Source organism: Microcoleus sp. Pol12B3, from assembly GCF_036701355.1.
Lineage (GTDB): Bacteria > Cyanobacteriota > Cyanobacteriia > Cyanobacteriales > Microcoleaceae > Microcoleus.
Genome location: NZ_JAUBQS010000062.1, coordinates 19,226 through 36,696, shown reverse-complemented (window position 1 = coordinate 36,696; position 17,471 = coordinate 19,226). Strand labels below are relative to the sequence as shown.

At 46.5% G+C, this 17,471-nt stretch carries 15 protein-coding genes; 6 read left to right on the top strand and 9 right to left on the bottom strand.

All coding sequences use genetic code 11. The annotated features are described in order from the left end of the window. On the top strand, positions 1–194 hold a 194-nt coding region (locus QUA53_RS23795; protein ID WP_333100142.1), incomplete at its 5' end, for a hypothetical protein. Here QUA53_RS23795 and QUA53_RS23790 read toward each other — a convergent pair. The 5 genes from QUA53_RS23790 to QUA53_RS23770 form a co-directional block, all read right to left on the bottom strand. Continuing rightward, positions 189–635, bottom strand: coding sequence for a response regulator (locus QUA53_RS23790; protein ID WP_333249125.1), 447 nt, complete (start codon positions 633–635; stop codon positions 189–191). The genes QUA53_RS23795 and QUA53_RS23790 overlap by 6 nt on opposite strands. Further along, entirely contained in the window at positions 598–2,556 is a 1,959-nt protein-coding gene (locus tag QUA53_RS23785) for a CHASE3 domain-containing protein (protein WP_333100140.1), read from the bottom strand. The genes QUA53_RS23790 and QUA53_RS23785 overlap by 38 nt, the downstream gene beginning before the upstream one ends. 702 nt (positions 2,557–3,258) lie before the next feature. Then, positions 3,259–4,464 (bottom strand): 4-hydroxy-3-methylbut-2-enyl diphosphate reductase, encoded by a 1,206-nt coding sequence (locus QUA53_RS23780; RefSeq protein ID WP_333100139.1) that lies wholly within the window; start codon positions 4,462–4,464, stop codon positions 3,259–3,261. A gap of 270 nt (positions 4,465–4,734) precedes the next feature. Further along, entirely contained in the window at positions 4,735–6,171 is a 1,437-nt protein-coding gene (locus QUA53_RS23775) for an ammonium transporter (protein ID WP_333100138.1), read from the bottom strand. 432 nt (positions 6,172–6,603) lie between these two features. Beyond that, positions 6,604–7,461, bottom strand: coding sequence for an SGNH/GDSL hydrolase family protein (locus QUA53_RS23770; RefSeq protein WP_445243254.1), 858 nt, complete (start codon positions 7,459–7,461; stop codon positions 6,604–6,606). Positions 7,462–7,797: 336 nt separating this feature from the next. Here QUA53_RS23770 and QUA53_RS23765 point away from each other — a divergent pair, with 336 nt between their 5' ends. Further along, positions 7,798–8,400, top strand: coding sequence for an IS607 family transposase (locus tag QUA53_RS23765; protein ID WP_333100136.1), 603 nt, complete (start codon positions 7,798–7,800; stop codon positions 8,398–8,400). A 302-nt stretch (positions 8,401–8,702) separates the two neighbouring features. On the opposite strand, the gene QUA53_RS23760 is transcribed toward QUA53_RS23765, so the two are convergent. Beyond that, entirely contained in the window at positions 8,703–10,304 is a 1,602-nt protein-coding gene (locus QUA53_RS23760; RefSeq protein WP_333100135.1) for an ammonium transporter, read from the bottom strand. A gap of 83 nt (positions 10,305–10,387) precedes the next feature. Further along, entirely contained in the window at positions 10,388–10,909 is a 522-nt protein-coding gene (gene purE, locus QUA53_RS23755) for a 5-(carboxyamino)imidazole ribonucleotide mutase (RefSeq protein ID WP_333100134.1), read from the bottom strand. 234 nt (positions 10,910–11,143) lie between these two features. On the opposite strand from purE, the gene nagA reads away from it, so the two are divergent. The 3 genes from nagA (at position 11,144) to QUA53_RS23740 (ending at position 13,956) form a co-directional block, all read left to right on the top strand. After that, positions 11,144–12,373, top strand: a complete 1,230-nt coding sequence (gene nagA / locus QUA53_RS23750) for an N-acetylglucosamine-6-phosphate deacetylase (RefSeq protein WP_333100133.1) — start codon at positions 11,144–11,146, stop codon at positions 12,371–12,373. A gap of 194 nt (positions 12,374–12,567) precedes the next feature. Continuing rightward, a complete protein-coding gene (gene bchM / locus QUA53_RS23745; protein WP_333100132.1) occupies positions 12,568–13,254 on the top strand; it encodes a magnesium protoporphyrin IX methyltransferase in 687 nt (228 codons plus the stop codon). A gap of 309 nt (positions 13,255–13,563) precedes the next feature. Beyond that, positions 13,564–13,956 carry a DUF423 domain-containing protein gene (locus QUA53_RS23740; protein ID WP_333100131.1) on the top strand — a complete coding sequence of 131 codons (393 nt, stop codon included), beginning with the start codon at positions 13,564–13,566 and terminating at the stop codon, positions 13,954–13,956. A 54-nt stretch (positions 13,957–14,010) separates the two neighbouring features. On the opposite strand, the gene QUA53_RS23735 is transcribed toward QUA53_RS23740, so the two are convergent. Beyond that, the gene (locus QUA53_RS23735) at positions 14,011–15,105 is read right to left on the bottom strand and encodes a hypothetical protein (RefSeq protein WP_333100130.1); all 1,095 of its coding nucleotides are present in this window, start codon (positions 15,103–15,105) and stop codon (positions 14,011–14,013) included. Between the two features lie 460 nt (positions 15,106–15,565). Then, the gene (locus QUA53_RS23730) at positions 15,566–15,751 is read right to left on the bottom strand and encodes a hypothetical protein (protein ID WP_333100129.1); all 186 of its coding nucleotides are present in this window, start codon (positions 15,749–15,751) and stop codon (positions 15,566–15,568) included. Positions 15,752–15,934: 183 nt separating this feature from the next. Between QUA53_RS23730 and QUA53_RS23725 the strand changes: the two genes are divergently transcribed. Continuing rightward, the gene (locus tag QUA53_RS23725; protein WP_445304983.1) at positions 15,935–17,425 is read left to right on the top strand and encodes a phosphoglucomutase/phosphomannomutase family protein; all 1,491 of its coding nucleotides are present in this window, start codon (positions 15,935–15,937) and stop codon (positions 17,423–17,425) included. Positions 17,426–17,471 lie beyond the last annotated feature (46 nt).

The window sequence follows — 17,471 nt, the reverse complement described above, 5'->3', positions numbered from 1 at the left end:
GACCTATCTTTTTTTACCACAAGTCGGTTAACACCTCACTCTATCTTGGTTGCGGCGGGGTTGTCACCCCGCCAGCTGGTAACGAGGAAACAAGTAATAGAAATCGAGAAACCGCCACTACCACAAAGAGCTTGGTAACGAGGAAACAAGCAATAAAAATCGAGAAATCGCCACTAAAAACGCGCAAATTATAGAGGTTCCGGCAGTTCGGTATAATTGAGCCAATACTGGCTAAAACTCTGCATCATTTCCACTAAAGAAGCAAACCCGATCGGTTTAACCAAATAAGAATTTACCCCTAAATCGTAAGCTCGCTTGACATCAAGTGTTTGGCTAGAAGAAGTAAGCATAACCACCGGCAAGCGTTTTAGTTCCGGCTGCTGCTTCAGCCAAACCAGAACTTCGTGACCGGAGCGCCTGGGCAATTTCAAATCCAGTAAAATTATCGCAGGTAAAGGATAGCGATCGCGATCGCTGTACTCTCCGTCACCATTTAAATAAAAAACCGCTGCATCTCCATCTCGAACAATTTGCAGCGAAGTATTAGCCAAAGCCTCATTGCGAAAAGCCCGCTGCATTAATAGAATATCAACGGGGTTATCTTCCACCAGCAAAATCGTCTGCATTTGCCTCATGCTTCCTCAATTGTATCCAAAATCGACTGCCTTGTCCTACTTGAGATTCCACTCCTACTTGACCGCCCATGCGATCGACTCCTTTTTTTACAATAGCTAATCCTATACCAGTTCCGGGGTAAGATTCGATACCGTGAAGCCGTTCAAAAACGCGAAAAATGCGTTTTTGATGTTCAGGAGCAATACCGATGCCGTTGTCTTCTACCCACAGACGGATGATGAAGACTGGCAATAGGCTACTGACCATCAGTAACTGGGAATGCTCCCACTGTCCCACTGTCGCCCTTGCCAATTCTCCCACTGTATTGCTCTGTGTCTCTCCCTCTTGAGGCTGCTCAATTTCCTCAGCCCAGATCTGTACTTGGGGTGGTGCGCCTTCCACAAATTTTATAGCATTGGTGAGCAGATTGGCGATTACTTGAACTAAAGTAACACGGTGGGCAATTACCGCAGGCAAGGGCGATCGAACACTGATTTGAGCGTGCCTGGATTTAGCGTCAGCCTGTACCATAGCAATTGCCTCGGCAACAGTAGATTCTAAGTCTAAAACTTGCATAGATAAATCTGTGCTGCTCAGGCGGCTGTAAGCTAGCAAATCTTGGATCAATTCTTCTAGTTGTTGCCCAGAATTAACAATTTGCTGGGCGTATTCTTGACCCAGTTCGTCGAGGAGGTCACGGTAATCTTCTAATAAAGCTTCAGCCAATCCTTGCATTCCCCGCAGGGGGGCACGCAAATCGTGGGCTACGGTATAGGCGAAAGCTTCTAATTCTTCGTTAGCTGCTTGAAGTTGATTGGTGCGGAGTTCTACTCGCCGTTCTAAGGTAGCGTTGAGCATCCGAATTTCCGCTTCTGCTTGTTTGCGCGCAGTTACGTCAATGGCGGTACTAATTACTAAACTTCTGCCGTCGCAAAGCTGGCCTAAAGGTGCGGAATAAAACTCCCAAATTCGAGTTTCGCCTCTGGCTGTGGCAATCATATATTCGCCTTCAGAAATGCGGGCGTTTAAGCGGTGCAGCCGCTCGATATCTTCTTGCACTAGGGATTTGCGGCTGTGGTAAGCTTTTTCTGTCCAATCTTCAATTGTGGAAATTTCTGAGTGTTCGTAGCCTGAGAGTTCTGTCCAAGCGCAGTTAATTTGCAAAACTTCTCCGTTTTCAGCGTGCAGCATAATTGGCAGCGGTGCGTTGAGAATGGCGCTGCGGAAACGTTCTTCGCTTAATTGCAGGGAGTGGCGATCGTGCTCTAGCTGGTCTAAAAGTTGATTTTGCTTAATTTCGGCATTGTCGCGCAAAGTTCGATCGCGCTTCACCAAATAGTAAACCAACAGCATCAACAGGAAATTTACTAAACTCGCAACGGTAAAAGTCAGGATGGTCAAATTAGCGCTTTTTTTAGATTCTCGGGCGCGCTGCTGCAATAGCTGAGTTTCTTCGGCAGTCATGGTGGCTATCTGCTGCCGAATGTCCCCCATGATTTGCTTTCCCCTACCGGTTTTTATTTCTCGCACGGCTGCTGCTAAGTTTTGTTTGCGTCGCAGATTGAGGGTTCTTTCAAGGTCGGCTAATTTAGAACCGATCGCAATTTTCAAATCGCGAAGGCGCTGTTGCTGCCGGTTATTGTCAGCCGTTAGCTGCTGCAATCCGGCTATTTGCTGGTTGATGCGGGCGATCGCGCTGTAATACGGTTCTAAATACCGTTCTTCTCCCGTCAGCAAATAACCGCGCTGTCCGGTTTCAGCATCTTTTAACGTGGAAAGCGTAGCTTCGAGTTCGGTTAAAACTTGGTGAGTGTGGCTTACCCAGCGTTCGTTTTCGACCAACTTGAGAGTGTTGCGGTAGGAAGTTGCCGCATTGAAAATTAGCAGCGCCACGACCATTCCGATACCTGCGGTGATTTGGGGAGTCAGCGATTGTTTCATGAAATAGTCGGCGTGGGAGTCCTGCTTTTTTTAATTGTAGCTGGATTAAGAATACCCAAATTTTTGGCACGCTCAGAAACGGCGACTAAAGCCTATAAATTTAAGGCTCAAGTGTGCGAGTGATTTTTTTAGTTTAGTCGGGTTACTCCTTGCATCTGCCTTAAGTCTGAGATTCTAGAAATCGCTTTTTTGCCTCTTGTGATTCAGGCAGACACCAGACAATCTAGGATAGCCTGCAAAGCTTAATTAGCCTTTTTTCCATCGATTTTTGTATCGTTCGTTTTCCTTTGGCAGTTTCAAATTGCGGCTCAAAAAAAGGAGTTTTTACCTATTTATTTCAGTTTATTTTTGGAGTATATATTAAATAATGGGAGTGGTGACATAAATTACATTTTGTTCACTATTCAGATTATCTAATGTATACATTGTCAAGCTAGCCAAGTCAAGCTTTTTAGCCAAAAAAAAAGCGAGTTTTTAATATTTTATTTAAAAAATAACCTAGGGAAGCAGGGGAGAAATTCACAGGAGCGATGATACCGATCGATAGTATCAAAAATGCGAGCTATCGGGTAATTGCGGAGGATTCATCGATTGAAATTAATTTAATATCAAATCCGGTAACATCGGAATTATACTCTGTTTGCGAGAGGATCGCACAGCACTCGCAAAAGGATGATTCCGATGGCAGCGAAAACGATATAATTAGGCAACTGCTGCGGGTTTCATGGTCAAAATGCGATCGATCGCATCTTCAACAACCTTATCCGGCGTAGAAGCACCCGAAGTCACGCCGACTACAATTTTACCCTCCGGTAGCCAACCTTCAGCTACGACCAAATCTGCCCCCAAAGGCTTGTGTTCGATGCGATTTCCCGGTAAAATGCGCTCTGCACAATCAATGTGATAAGAAGGAATATTTTTGTCGATCGCAATTTCCTGCAAATGCGTAGTATTAGAAGAATTAAAACCCCCAATCACCAGCATCAAATCTAACTTTTCTTCAACCAAACTCAACATAGCATCTTGCCGTTCCTGAGTCGCATCGCAGATAGTATTAAAACTCTGAAAATGCTCGTTCAAATTTTCAGGACCAAACTTCCGCATCATCGTTTTTTCAAACAACTTACCAATGTTCTCTGTCTCAGTTTTGAGCATAGTAGTTTGGTTGGCAATACCCACACTTTCCAAATCCGCATCTGGGTCAAAACCAGCAGAATAAGCCTTGCTAAATTTAGCAAGAAACTCATCGCGGTCGCCCCCATGCAAGATATAATTGCTGACATATTCAGCTTCCTGCAAATTCAACACAATCAAATACTTGTCAGCAAAAGAACTCGTAGCAACAGTTTCCTCGTGCTTGTATTGACCGTGAATAATCGAAGTGTAATTCCTCTTTTTGTGCTTTTCAACAGTATTCCAAACCTTAGAAACCCAAGGACAAGTAGTATCAACAATCTTGCAGCCCTTATCATTAAGCAACTGCATTTCTTGGACGCTCGCCCCAAAAGCAGGTAAAATTACCACATCGCCACTATCGACAACCGAAAAATTTTTCTGTCCCTTCTCAACAGCAATAAAACCAACTTCCATATCCCGCAAATGCTGATTTACAGACGGATTGTGAATAATCTCATTAGTAATCCAAATCCGTTCGGTTGGGAAATGCTGGCGAGTCTCGTAAGCAATAGCTACAGCGCGTTCCACCCCCCAGCAAAATCCAAAAGCCTCAGCCAGCCGGATCGTGACTGCGCCGCGTTCTAGCCTGTAATTATTGTCCCGAATTTGCTGGATCAGACTGCTTTGATAAGCTGTCTGCATCACGCCAGCTACCTCAGCTTCGTGTCCGAAACCCTTGCGGTGGTAGTTTTCAGACTGTTGGAGCGATCGTTTAAAAGCTTTAGTATCCATGCGGTATCGAGTTGAAATCTAGGTTAATTACCTTTGATTTTAGAACCATTGGAGAATTCCTATCTCAAATTTGAAAACCCCGCCTGCAACAATTGCAAAACGGGGCAACCCAAATATTATTGACTCTAACGGCCAATCACCGATTAAAACCTTCTTCGGCGCAAAATTCGGCAAAGAAACCCGGTTTCTTAGAAAAATCTGCTTGGGAGCCGATAATTCTACCGAGAAACCGGGTTTCACAGGCTGGAGTGCGTCAGTCTTATGATAGTTTCAAACCTTTTTCGGCGCAAAAGGAGAACCCGATTCAAACGAACTGAAACCGCCGGCAAAATCCTCACCGTAAGCTTCTTCCCCGTGCAGACCGATATCCAAACCTTGGTCTTCAGCAGATGACGGCACTCGCAGTTCCATAAACTGCGCCAGAATTTTCAAAATCACAAAAGTGCCGACAGCCGCAAACACGTAAGTAGCTAGAATGCCTACAAACTGGGTGACGATTAGCCCCGGATTCCCGGCAAACAGCCCGTCATTTCCGGCCGCGTTCACGGCTTTAGTTGCAAATACCCCAGTCAGCAGCGCCCCTACAGTCCCGCCGAGGCCGTGAACTGGGAAGGTATCCAAAGAGTCGTCAAATCCCAGCTTAGCTCGCAAGCTCACGCCAAAGAAGCAACAAACGGAAGTGATCGATCCGATCAAAAGGGCCCCCACTGGAAGTACGAATCCAGCCGCAGGTGTGATGCCCACCAATCCGGCTAGGAAACCGCTGGCAATTCCGACTGCTGTCGGTTTGCCTCTGAGAACCCATTCCACAATTGTCCAAGTTAAACCGCCGGCTGCTGTTGAAATCATGGTGGTGACAAAAGCCACTGTTGCTAAAGAACCAGATCCCAAAGCGCTACCGCCGTTGAAGCCAAACCAGCCGAACCACAGTATCCCAATTCCAAGCAAGACGTAGGGTACGTTGTGGGGGGTGTGGGGCTTGTTCAAGTGGTCTTTGCGGGGCCCGATCATCCAAGCTGCGACTACGGCTGATACGCCGGAACTGATATGTACGACGGTGCCACCGGCAAAGTCGAGAGCTCCCATCGCCCCCAGCCAGCCTTTACCCCAAACCCAGTGGGCTAGAGGAGAGTAGATGAAGGTAGACCACAGCAGCACGAACCAGAAATAGGTTTTAAATGTTACCCGTTCGACGATAGCCCCTGAAATCAAGGCTGGAGTGATGATGGCGAACATCATCTGGTACACCATGAAGACTTGGTGGGGTATGGTCGGCGCGTAGCCGATCGGATCTGGTTTGTCCGCCGTGACATTGTTCAAGAACATCCAGTCTAAGCCACCGATGAAGGTTTCGATCCCTTGAGCAAACCCTTTATCATTGAGGTTGCTGGGGGTGACATCAAAAGCCAAACTATAGCCCCACAGGGTCCAGGTGACGCCGATCAGTCCCATCATGACTAAGCTCATCATCATGGTGTTGAGGACGTTGCGCGATCGCACCAGTCCCCCGTAGAAAAACGCCAGCCCCGGTGTCATCAGTAATACCAGTGCTGAGGAGACCAACATCCAGGCCGTATCGCCGCTGTCGATCGGATTCGGCGCCACCGCAGCAGCACCAGCAGCATCTTGAGCTAAGGCATTGTCCGTCAGCGGTACGCTTAACAGCCACAGTGCCATGATGCCGATCGTTAAACTTTTTTTGATCACGTTAGTTGTACCTTCTCATACTCAGCAATTTTCAGGGAAGACCGAGCCGATGTTAGATGGGAGGATTTTAGATGCAATAGTTATTTGGTTTTAAGTCCCTGTTTTAGCGGAACAAATCTTCAATAGATAATTCCCCAATCCTCAACCCCCCGACTTCGTATAGCCGGACTCATCTAAATTCGTCAACTATCCATCCAATGGTCTATGCCTTTTGGATTGCACCATTTGTACCCACAGTTATTCTGTATCACCCTATACTAAATAGCTAACTATCATATTTCTTAATCTATCCGTGGCTACTTGAAATAGGCCGCGATCGCAAAATAATCGGAGAGGGGGAGACTATTGAGTTGGGGAGAGTGGGAGAAGGAAAGGGGGAGAGTTGGGGAGAATATGACTTCATCCTTTATCTTTCTAACTAAGGACTAAGGATTAATTTTTCAACTGCATCTGATCGAACAGTTGCAGGGCCGATCGCCAAACCAGATAACCTTGATCGTTAAGGTGCAAGCCATCTGTGCTGAGTTCGGTTGGCAAATTGCCGTCAGCATCCGCAAACAGCGGGTACAAATCCAGATACAAAACATTCTCAGAACTAGCAATTTCTTTCAGGCGTCGATTTATTGCCCTAATCCGACTATTAGGAATCGCCAACAGCCGATCGCGATTTTCCCAAGTAGCTTGTTCCCCGCTGTGAGGCAAAATCGACTGCACAACCACTTGTGCTTTGGGGTGAGCCCACCGCAAATCGCGAATAATCTGCCGCTGGTTGTCCAAAATCCCTTCGTCGCTGGTTCCCCGCAACAAATCGTTAATCCCAATCATCACAAATACCGTATCCGGCGCGGTTCTATCGAACAACTGCAACCGCTTGAGCAAACCCACGGAAGTCTCCCCCGAAATCCCTTGATTCAGCCAAAACCGATCGACTGGTAACAGCTTGGTTGGGAACCACATACTTAGAGAATCCCCAGCCAAAACACTCAGTCTTGATGGTCGATTCGCAGCCGCCGCCTCAGCTTCGCGACCCAACTGCGTCACCCACTGCTGGTAAGTCCATTTATGTCGCGGTCCTGGAACGGGTACGTCTAGCAATGCGTTTGCAGAGGTGATCGGTTTGTCATTTTGTTCCTCAGCCACTTCTGCCGTCACCGCATCATTCGCCTGGAAACTTTCTGTCAAGTTGTGTCCCCGCAGCAGTAGTTGAGCGACTGTGAACATCAGTACCCCGTTCGTCACCAAAGATAGCAAAGCCCAAACCGGAATAGTTTTCGATCGGCTAACTTCCATTCCTAAGAGGGATTTATGAGTTCTACTTCTGCTACCTCCTCCAAACTTCTCCATAAACTCAAGCTATTTGCAGGCCTCACACCGAATAATGTGCACTGATTGCTGCATCAAATTTTACCGCTCAATTCAAGCCTCAATTCTTGTAAGAATCAAGCACTGTGCTGTGTTGGGCAAGGGCGGCGATGCAGAACTTTGCTTTTTCGCACTACTTTACCATAAAAAATCTGCCTACCAAACTTTCTTGCACCGCAATCGGATTTGTCAAAGCTGCTGCAAGGCACAAAAATATATCTAAAAGTGATCGAACTTACTCAGTTGTGATGCTAAAATCCAAAAATGAAAAAATTAACTATAACTGAAGCAGCCAAAATTAAAGGTGTAAGCGCTTCTACCTTACGCAGGTGGGAAGCCGAAGGCAAACTAATACCAGAACGCACGGCTAACGGTCACAGACGGTATGACCTAGCTCATCTTCTCGGCTTAAAACCCAACGGCGCTTTAACCATAGCTTACGCTCGGGTTAGCAGTAACGACCAAAAAGATGATTTAGACAGACAAAAACAAGTTTTGGAATTGTTTTGTGCATCTCACGGCTGGCAATTCCAAATCATTGATGATGTGGGTTCTGGGGTTAATTACAGTAAGCGGGGTTTACAAAATCTCATTCGGGCGATCGCAGACAATCAAGTAGAAAGGCTGGTATTAACTCACAAAGACAGACTGCTGAGATTTGGTTCGGAACTAATTTTTAATTTGTGCGAACACTTTGGGACAGAGGTAGTGATTATAAATCAAACCGAAAATGCTAGCTGTGACGAGGATTTAGCTAAAGATATACTAGAAATAATCACTGTTATCTCCTCCCGCCTTGATGGCAGCAGGAATCCCAAAAACAAGCGCATCGTTGAAGAACTTAAAGCAATTGGCGATAAACTCTAATCAATACACCAGTTTACAAAGCTCGTCAGTTAGAGCTTCTCAATTCCTATTTCCCCATTACCAATTAACAATTATCTGCGCAGATCTCATGAAATCAAAAACTGCTATATGTACGACATTAAAAGTAAACTAACAATAAAAATATGCCCGCGTTCGCATCGAAGATTTCAACGCGAGCACAACGATAGACTGCCATAAGTTGGCGGCTATTTCAGGGAGTTTTTCTGAATAAAGGCGTGAATTAGCTGATAAATAGCTAATCTAGGAAATGAAAGCTGAATTGGTCGCTCCCTTCGCACGCTTTACAGTTTGGTAGTCTTGGCTCCAGAACCCCCACCATAACCACCGTAGCCACCCTCAATTCTGTTGTCCAAGCTAGTTTCCTTAACAAACCCGGTGTAAGCTTCCATCCCGTGTTCGCCGATATCCAAACCTTCAGCCTCCTCTAAAGCAGAAACGCGGATACCTAGCAAAGCTTTGAGTGCGGCCCAAAAAATCGTACTCAGCAGCACGGTCATCCCGGCTACACAGATAATGCCGACCAACTGCGCCCAGAGTTGACCGAAGCCTCCGCCCACGAGCAATCCGGCTGCCGGACCTGTGGTATAAAGTCCAGTTGTAGGCCCGTCCGCAAACAAGCCAACCGCCAGAGTTCCCCAGATGCCGCAGACTAAGTGAACTGAAGTTGCGCCTACAGGGTCGTCAATTTTCAAGTTGTCGAAGAAAGTTACTGCGAAAACTACCAGGATACCGGCGATCGTGCCGATAATGGCAGAGTTGGGGACATTGATCCAAGCGCAGCTAGCTGTTACCCCGACTAAGCCGGCGAGGATGCCGTTGATAATCATCGAAAGGTCGGGTTTACCCAAGTACAGCCAAGCAGTAATCGTTGCAGCAATTCCCCCGAAGGCGCCGGCGGTGTTAGTGGTGATGGCAATGTGGGCGATCGCATTTGGATCGACTGCCATTGTCGAACCGGGATTGAACCCGAACCAACCCAACCACAGAATCAAACAGCCCAGGGTGGCAATGCTCATATTGTGTCCCGGCATCGCCACAGTATCGCCGTCGCGGTACTTGCCCAGCCGCGGCCCCAAAAATGCCGCTCCCATCAAAGCAGCCCAACCGCCTACCGAGTGAACCACTGTCGAACCGGCAAAATCCCAGAAGCCTGCTTTTGCCAGCCAGCCACCGCCCCAAATCCAGTGTCCGGTAATTGGGTAAGCAATGCCTACTAGCAGCAAGCTAAAAATTAAGAAGTCAATGAATTTAACTCGCTCTGCAACTGCTCCCGAAACGATCGTTGCAGCCGTTCCCGCAAAAACTAATTGGAAAAAGAATTTAGCGTTAAGAGGCACTCCCGTCCAGTTTAAGGAGTTGAAAATGCCTTGATAAGCGTCTCCTGTGGCGGGGCTGTTGTCCGCCACATTCCACAGAAAAAATCCGCCGCTGGTGCCGATAAAACCGTTGCCGTTGCTGAACATTAATGCAAAGCCGATCGCCCAAAATGCGATCGTAGAAAGCGCAAAAACAATCAAGTTTTTGGACAGCACGTTCACTGCATTTTTTTGGCGGCAAAAACCGGTTTCCAACATACCGAAACCCGCGTTCATAAAGAACACTAGCATCGCCGCCACCATGACCCACATGGTATCCATGCCCACCTTAAGGCTTGCTAATTGTTGCTCGGTGGTTGGCGCGGGAGCTGTTTGGGCTACGGCCGCATATCCCCAAACCAAGACGATGATTGCTGCTAAAGGTATGCAAGCTTGCCAACTGGGAGTGAGGCGGGCGATCGCCCGTGGTAACTTCTTCAACCTGTTGACTTTCGTAAAAAATTTAGCTGCTGGCAAATTGAAAGCCTCTCGCCTGACTTGTTTCGACTTTTTCTTTCCGACAGTCATTTTAATCACTTTTACCCTCTTTACGGCTAGTAAGCTCAGCAATATTCGGAAAACTTTCCAATCTTACTACAAAAGTTTATGGATTATTTGTTGAGATTGAGATAGTTATGATAGCCTAGCTGTTCTAATTGATTTTGTTTTTTCAGTACAGATTCGGACAAATTTTTGCGGTAATCCAAGACTCGCTCTAGTAATTCCGGCTGATGAGCTGCCAGTATCTGAACTGCCAGCAAGCCAGCATTCTTAGCGTTGCCGATCCCCACTGTTGCTACGGGTATCCCGGCTGGCATTTGCACGATCGAGTACAGCGAATCTAGGCCTTGCAGGTGGCGGCTCGGTACAGGCACGCCAATTACTGGCAAGGGCGTTAAAGATGCTACCATACCCGGGAGATGCGCTGCTCCCCCGGCTCCTGCAATAATGACTTTCAAGCCTCGTTGGTGCGCGGTTTGGGCGTATTCCACCATGCGATCGGGGGTGCGGTGCGCCGAGACTATCGCCACGGAGCAAGCAACACTGAATTCTTCGCAAACTGCGATCGCATCTTTCATGGTTGGCAAATCCGAATCGCTACCCATGATAATTCCAACTGTCGCTTGATTCATAAAATTTTCAGATTTGAGATTTCCGATAAATGCTAATTTTAAATGATTGCGTTAACTCCAATTTAGATATTTTGTACCCAAACTGACCCTTAAAAGCAATTTGACCACAAGCCGCTGTCTGAGCCACCCTGGAGCCAGCAAAAAGCAAAAAGCTCCCCCTCCTCATAGCCACCCACCGGATTTATACGTAGCGAATATTAAATCTAAAATCTAAAATCTAAAATCTAAAATCGGATGACTGAAGCCAAAACCCTACCTGCCGCCCGCACAGATATTCTCAATGTTCGCCTCCCCGGTTGCAAGGATTTGCAGATGCTTGCTGTTGACGAAATGGGCATCATTCAAGAAGTTTGGCCGATGGGCGCCGTATTTAAACGGATTTGTCCTCCCGATTTGCAAGTGCTTGATGTAGCAGGCGATTGGCTTTCTCTCGGCGGTGTTGACTTGCAGATTAACGGCGCCCTAGGTTTTGCTTTTCCCGATTTAGAAAGCAAGCATATTGAAATGTTGCCGAAAATTTGTCAATTTTTGTGGAATCAGGGAGTCGATGCTTTTTTGCCGACTTTGGTGACAACTTCGCTGGATAAATTTAGGCGATCGCTCTCGACTATAGCTGATTATATCCGCACTGTACAAACCGCTGCTCCGGCAACAATTAAGCCTAAAACAGCGGAAATTCTCGGTGTTCACCTCGAAGGCCCTTTTCTCAACCCCCAGAAGCGAGGAGCTCACCCAGTTGAGTTTTTATTACCGCTCACTATAGAAAATGTCAAGCAAGTTTTAGGAGATTGTGCCGATATTGTCAAAATAATTACTTTAGCGCCGGAGTTAGACAGCACTGGCGAAGTAATTTCCTATTTGCAAAGTTTGGGAATTTCCGTGAGTCTCGGACACTCTCAAGCGACGGCAGAGCAAGCCCAACAAGCATTTGAGCGGGGAGCTTCAATGGTAACTCACGCTTTTAATGCGATGCCGAGTTTGCACCACCGAGAACCGGGTTTGTTAGGAGCGGCGATTGTTCATCCTAGCGTAAAATGCGGTTTAATTGCTGACGGGAAGCACGTTTCTCCGACAATGATTGATTTTTTTCTGCGCGCTGGTAGGTATGAAAAAGGCGTTTTTTTAGTGAGCGATGCTTTGGCTCCTTTGGGTTTGCCTGACGGTGTTTATCCTTGGGATTCCAGACAAATTGAAGTCAGAAAAGGTACAGCTTGGGTAAGATTAGATTACCACTCGCCTCTGGAATCTGCTACTTTGGCAGGTACAACTCTGCCACTGTTGGCGGGAGTGCAGAATTTGGTGGAGTGGGGGATTTGCGATGCCGAAAGTGCGATCGCCCTGGCAACTGAATCTCCGAGAAGGGCGATCGGAATTTCTGGAATTATGGGCAAATCGGCAACTCAATTGTTGCGCTGGAATTTAAATGCGACGACAAAGGAATTGACTTGGCATCGACTTTTTTAGCCTGTTATACCATTCTAAATTAAAGAATTGAAAAAGAAGGAATCCGCGAACTGGTATTACTCGATAGATTTCAGATTTTAGATGTGCCGTTTTCATGGAAAATCTAAAATCTGTACTTGCAAGTTGCACATTTTCGGAACCGGATTGCTATATAATATCTAACCGTTGGCAATAACTCAGCAGCAGGCAGATCGATGAATTTGGTAGACGACAAGACTATAGTTAGACAGTATTTTAACTCGACGGGCTTCGATCGCTGGCAGCGAATTTACGGCGAGGGCCAAGTCAATAAAGTTCAGCTAGACATCCGCACCGGGCACCAGAAAACGGTGGATACAGTCATCGAATGGCTGCAAGCTGATGGCAATTTGTCCGGGCTTTGTGTCTGCGATGCTGGCTGCGGTGTTGGATCTCTGAGCATTCCTCTGGCTGACGCTGGGGCAATTGTTTGCGCTAGCGATATCTCGGAAAAGATGGTAGCAGAAGCTTACGATCGATCGACAGCAGTTCCCGGCAAGCTCTACAACATCTCCTTCGCCGCCCAAGATTTGGAAGCTTTAACGGGCAAATTCCACACAGTGATTTGTTTGGATGTCCTAATCCACTATCCTCAAAATAAGGCTGCAGAAATGATCGCTCACCTAAGTTCGATCGCCGAATCGCGACTAATTCTTAGTTTTGCACCGAAAACTTTAGCACTCACCGCCCTCAAAAAAATTGGTGAACTTTTCCCAGGCCCCAGCAAAACTACCCGCGCTTACCAGCACCGCGAAGCTGATATTATCAAAATCCTAGAAAGCAATGGTTTTGTTATTAACAGAACAGCGATGACTAGCACTAGCTTTTACTATTCTCGCTTGCTGGAAGCTGTGCGGAAATAGGTTAAAAATATCTGCAAAAAAGCTAATTTATCATCAGCCTAGGGTGCGCCCCGCGCACCTTCTCTTCCCAGAGTTAGGCCAGTGAACATCTCTACTATGCGATTGCTTCGCGGAGGCTCGCAATTACAAGTAAGGTACGCACAGCGCACATTAGATATCAACAATTAGATGTTTTTCCCTCCTGCTTTTTTCTTTTTTCTTCTTCATTCTTCATTCTTCATTCTTCATTCTTCCTGACATCCGTTACATCCGTTGCATCTTGTACAGTGCTCGTTGCCGAACTTCCTTCTTCCCAATTCAATAAATATTATGTCAACGCTAATTTTAATTCGCATTTTTATAGCAACGGCAGCATTATTCGGAGGTTTATCCGTTGCAGGCGGTGCTTTCGCCTCTCACGCTTTGAAAAATCAATTGAGCGATCGAGCTTTAACCATTTTTGAGACCGGCGCCCGATATCAAATGTACCATGCCCTGGCTTTATTACTCGTCGCTTTACTCCTGAGCCGCGCTCAAGAGTCTCAAACATTTTTTGCAGTCGCTGGATGGGCTTTTATTGCGGGTACAATCATCTTTTCAGGCAGTTTGTACGCCCTGAGTTTGAGCGATATCAAATGGCTGGGTGCAATTACGCCACTGGGGGGAGTTGCTTTTATTGCCGGTTGGGGATGTTTGGCAGTCGCAGCTTTTAGTTTTAAATAGGCAATTGGTAAATTTGAGGCACTTCCCAATTCCCAATTCCCAATTCCCAATTATCTAATTTTCAAAAACATCGCTGGAAAACATTTCAGTCAGAGTACGCAAGTAAGGTACAAATACAGTTAAATCTTCAGCCGGAAGCCGCTCGCATATTTCCCAAAATAAAATCAGCAGCATATCCTGCACTAACTCCCAACTTACATGAAGTTTGGGGTACAACATCACGCAAATTGGAAACAATTCTTGCTGTACCGGGTGAATGTTACCTTCCAAAACGCACCAGCACAAATAGCTTTGAAAAATCTCGACATCCCGGATACCAGAAATTTTTACCTCGCGATCGCTCAAATACCCGCTGCTACTGCGGTATCCTTGATGCTGGGAACTAGCTCGATCGTACACTGCACTAGCAATCTGAGTCGTTTGTTGCAATAAATGCTGAACGGCTAATAGAGCTCTTGAATTCGGGGGGTGATTCGCCGCAGCCTCGTTAATCTCTCCGTAGGGAATGTGCAGGTAGTCGTCTACAACTTTTAAGTAGGGCGCAAATTCCGTTCGCTCTGACTCTGAAAGACATCCTAACAAGATTTTGCTAGTGTATTGAAACTCCATTGTCACAAATCCCAGCACTAACGGATCTGTCTTTGAGTATTTTCGCCTCACTTTAATAATATCCTTTCCCACCAGCACTGACAACCGGAAAACAGGTTCTCTATCCGCATAAGCGTCTATTGCTTTCTTATATAAGGTGCGAGAATCGGCGGCAATTTCTAAAGAATTAATTAAACTTGGATCGATAGCGTGTCCCTCTATTTGTTTCTCTAAAAGAGCTTCTACTCTACTCCAAGCTATCTCGCTGGCTAATTTCAGGGTACCTGTCAATTTGTCAACTATTTGGGCTCTATTTCCCTCAAAATTAGTTAAATCGAGGCTTGAGAGAATTTGGCGTGACGCTTGGTTCTCTCGTGTCGCAACTGTACTGTAATATTTTTTTGCCCAGCTAACTGCGAAGGAAGAAACGCTGACACCTTTAGCTTTTGGGAGTTTGTCAGCTTCCGATCCGGTAATACCTTGAGACGCCTGAGTTGCGCCCTGTTGAAGTTGGTCGGCTGCTGGTAAAGATTTTGAAGATATTTGTGAAATACCCGTCATGATAAACCTCGTTTTTTTATTAAGTCGCACCCGATGGATTCCCCTAAATTTTAATGTTGTTAACTACAATTTTCTGCATTTGTACGCTGACAGTCATCAGCCATTACGCTTAAAGCTATAAGCCATTTGGCTCGACTGCCTGCATCTTTTATAAGCTGCACGTTAATAACATTATTTATTGTGCGATCGATCACTATTACCCTGTGATCGCGACCCTAATGTATTTTTTTGACGTATCAAAGAAGGCTGGAAATAAATTTAATTTGTCTTAAAAGCTGAAAATTAAAGTTAAGTCTGCTTAAAAAAAACTGCTGCTTGAAATACCTGATCTTTATTTTGGATCGCTTTGGTTGAGCGCCTTCGTTTCTTCAAGAAGCTAGGCTACAGCACGATCTAGGGGTGACTTTAGTTAATTTATTTGTATAGCTGAATTAAAAATGTATTTTGAGTCTGGCGATTGTTAGGAAATCCTAACAAATTTAACGATCGGCTTTTCTAAATAAAAAATTAAATTTGAGATGAGGATGAGATTTATGTGCATTTCGTTAAGGCCATTGCCAGGGCCGTTTTTTGCGATCGGTTTTTTAGCTTCCCCGTGAAGCGAAGCTATCCCGTAGGGAATCGCCCGCAATTGATCGTGGTCCATTCGATCGGCAAACAACCCTTCAAAATTAGAATTAGCGAGTGACTCGCCCGATCTCTCCCACTTTTTGCCCACTCTGACTGGTTCGATCCCGGAGGCCGGAGGCCCAAGCCTGCCCCTACAACGATAGGATTAGGTTGATGCGGGCCCCACGGGCGATCGATCCTCACAAACAGCACGGCCAGTATGTCTTTAAGGCTATGCGTTCGGGTAGGATTAGTAGGACGAGAGGAAGTGGATAAAATGAGCGCTAGCAGCAATTCAACAGAAATTAAGTTCGGAACCGATGGGTGGCGGGGACTGATTGCCCATGACTTTACTTTTGCCAACGTGCGAAAAGTCACCCGGGCGATCGCCAGTTACCTAGAAACCGCTTACACCAAAGACCGTCCAGTTCTAGTCTCCTACGATACCCGCTTTCTGGCAGACGAATTCGCCCGCACTTCGGCGGAAGTATTGGCAGATTTGGGATGGACTGTGAAAGTGGTCGATCGAGATTGCCCCACACCAGTCATCGCCTACAGCGCCAAGCATCTCAACTCGGCAGGAGCCCTGATGTTCACTGCTTCGCACAATCCCGCACCTTACTGCGGCATCAAATATATCCCCGACTACGCGGGCCCGGCAACCCCGGAAATTACTGATACAATTGTGGCAAATATTGCTAGTGCTTCTGATGCCCCAGCCAAAGGCAGCCACAACGATAAAATCTCCAGTTTTGACCCCAAACCTGAATATCTGAAGTTTCTTTATACTTTGATCGATGTGGAGCGGATTCGCTCTGCTAAGTTGAAGGTGAAGTACGACGCTCTCTACTCGACTTCTCGCGGCTATCTCGACGGCGTTTTGGAACACTGCGGCTGCGATGTCGAAAGTTTTCATACCTACCGCGACGTGCTGTTTGGGGGCGGAATGCCCGAACCCAAGGGGGAACAGTTAGTTGAGTTGGTGGAAGCTGTTAAGAAGGATTCGGCGGATTTGGGTTTAGCTACCGATGGCGATAGCGATCGCTTTGGTATTGTTGACGAGTTGGGAAATGTCTTGACTCCAAATACTGTACTGTTGCTGCTGGCGCGTCACTTGGTTAAGAATAAAGGATTGACTGGGGCGATCGTCCGTACAGTCGCAACTACCCACTTGCTGGACAATTTGGCCGCCAAGTACGGTTTAACAATCTACGAAACCGCAGTCGGTTTTAAATACATCGGCGAAAAAATGCGCGAAACTGCGGTGCTCATCGGTGGCGAAGAATCTGGCGGTTTGAGCGTTTTGGGTCACATTCCCGAAAAAGACGGGATTTTGGCTGATATGCTAGTTGCTGAGGCGATCGCCTATGAAGGCAAACCGCTTTCTCAGCTAGTCGAAGAAGCCATTAAAGAAGCCGACGGCCCCCTGTACAACAAACGTTTGGACTTGCACCTAGAAGAAGCCCACAAAGCAGCCGTTTTGGAATCTTTTACCAAGAATCCCCCCACAGAAGTAGCAGGTATCGGCGTTAAGGAAATCGGCCGCAAAGACGGAATTAAACTTTATCTTGAAGACGGTGGCTGGGTACTGCTGCGGCCTTCGGGAACCGAACCCTTGATGCGCGTTTACATGGAAACCAATTCTGTGGAAAAAGAAAGCCAAGTTGCCCAACACATGGAAAAGGTAATTTCCCAGTTAGAACCTGTTTAAATTTCTACCTATTCCAACGGGGGTTTTTCCCCTAGCACTTGGGATT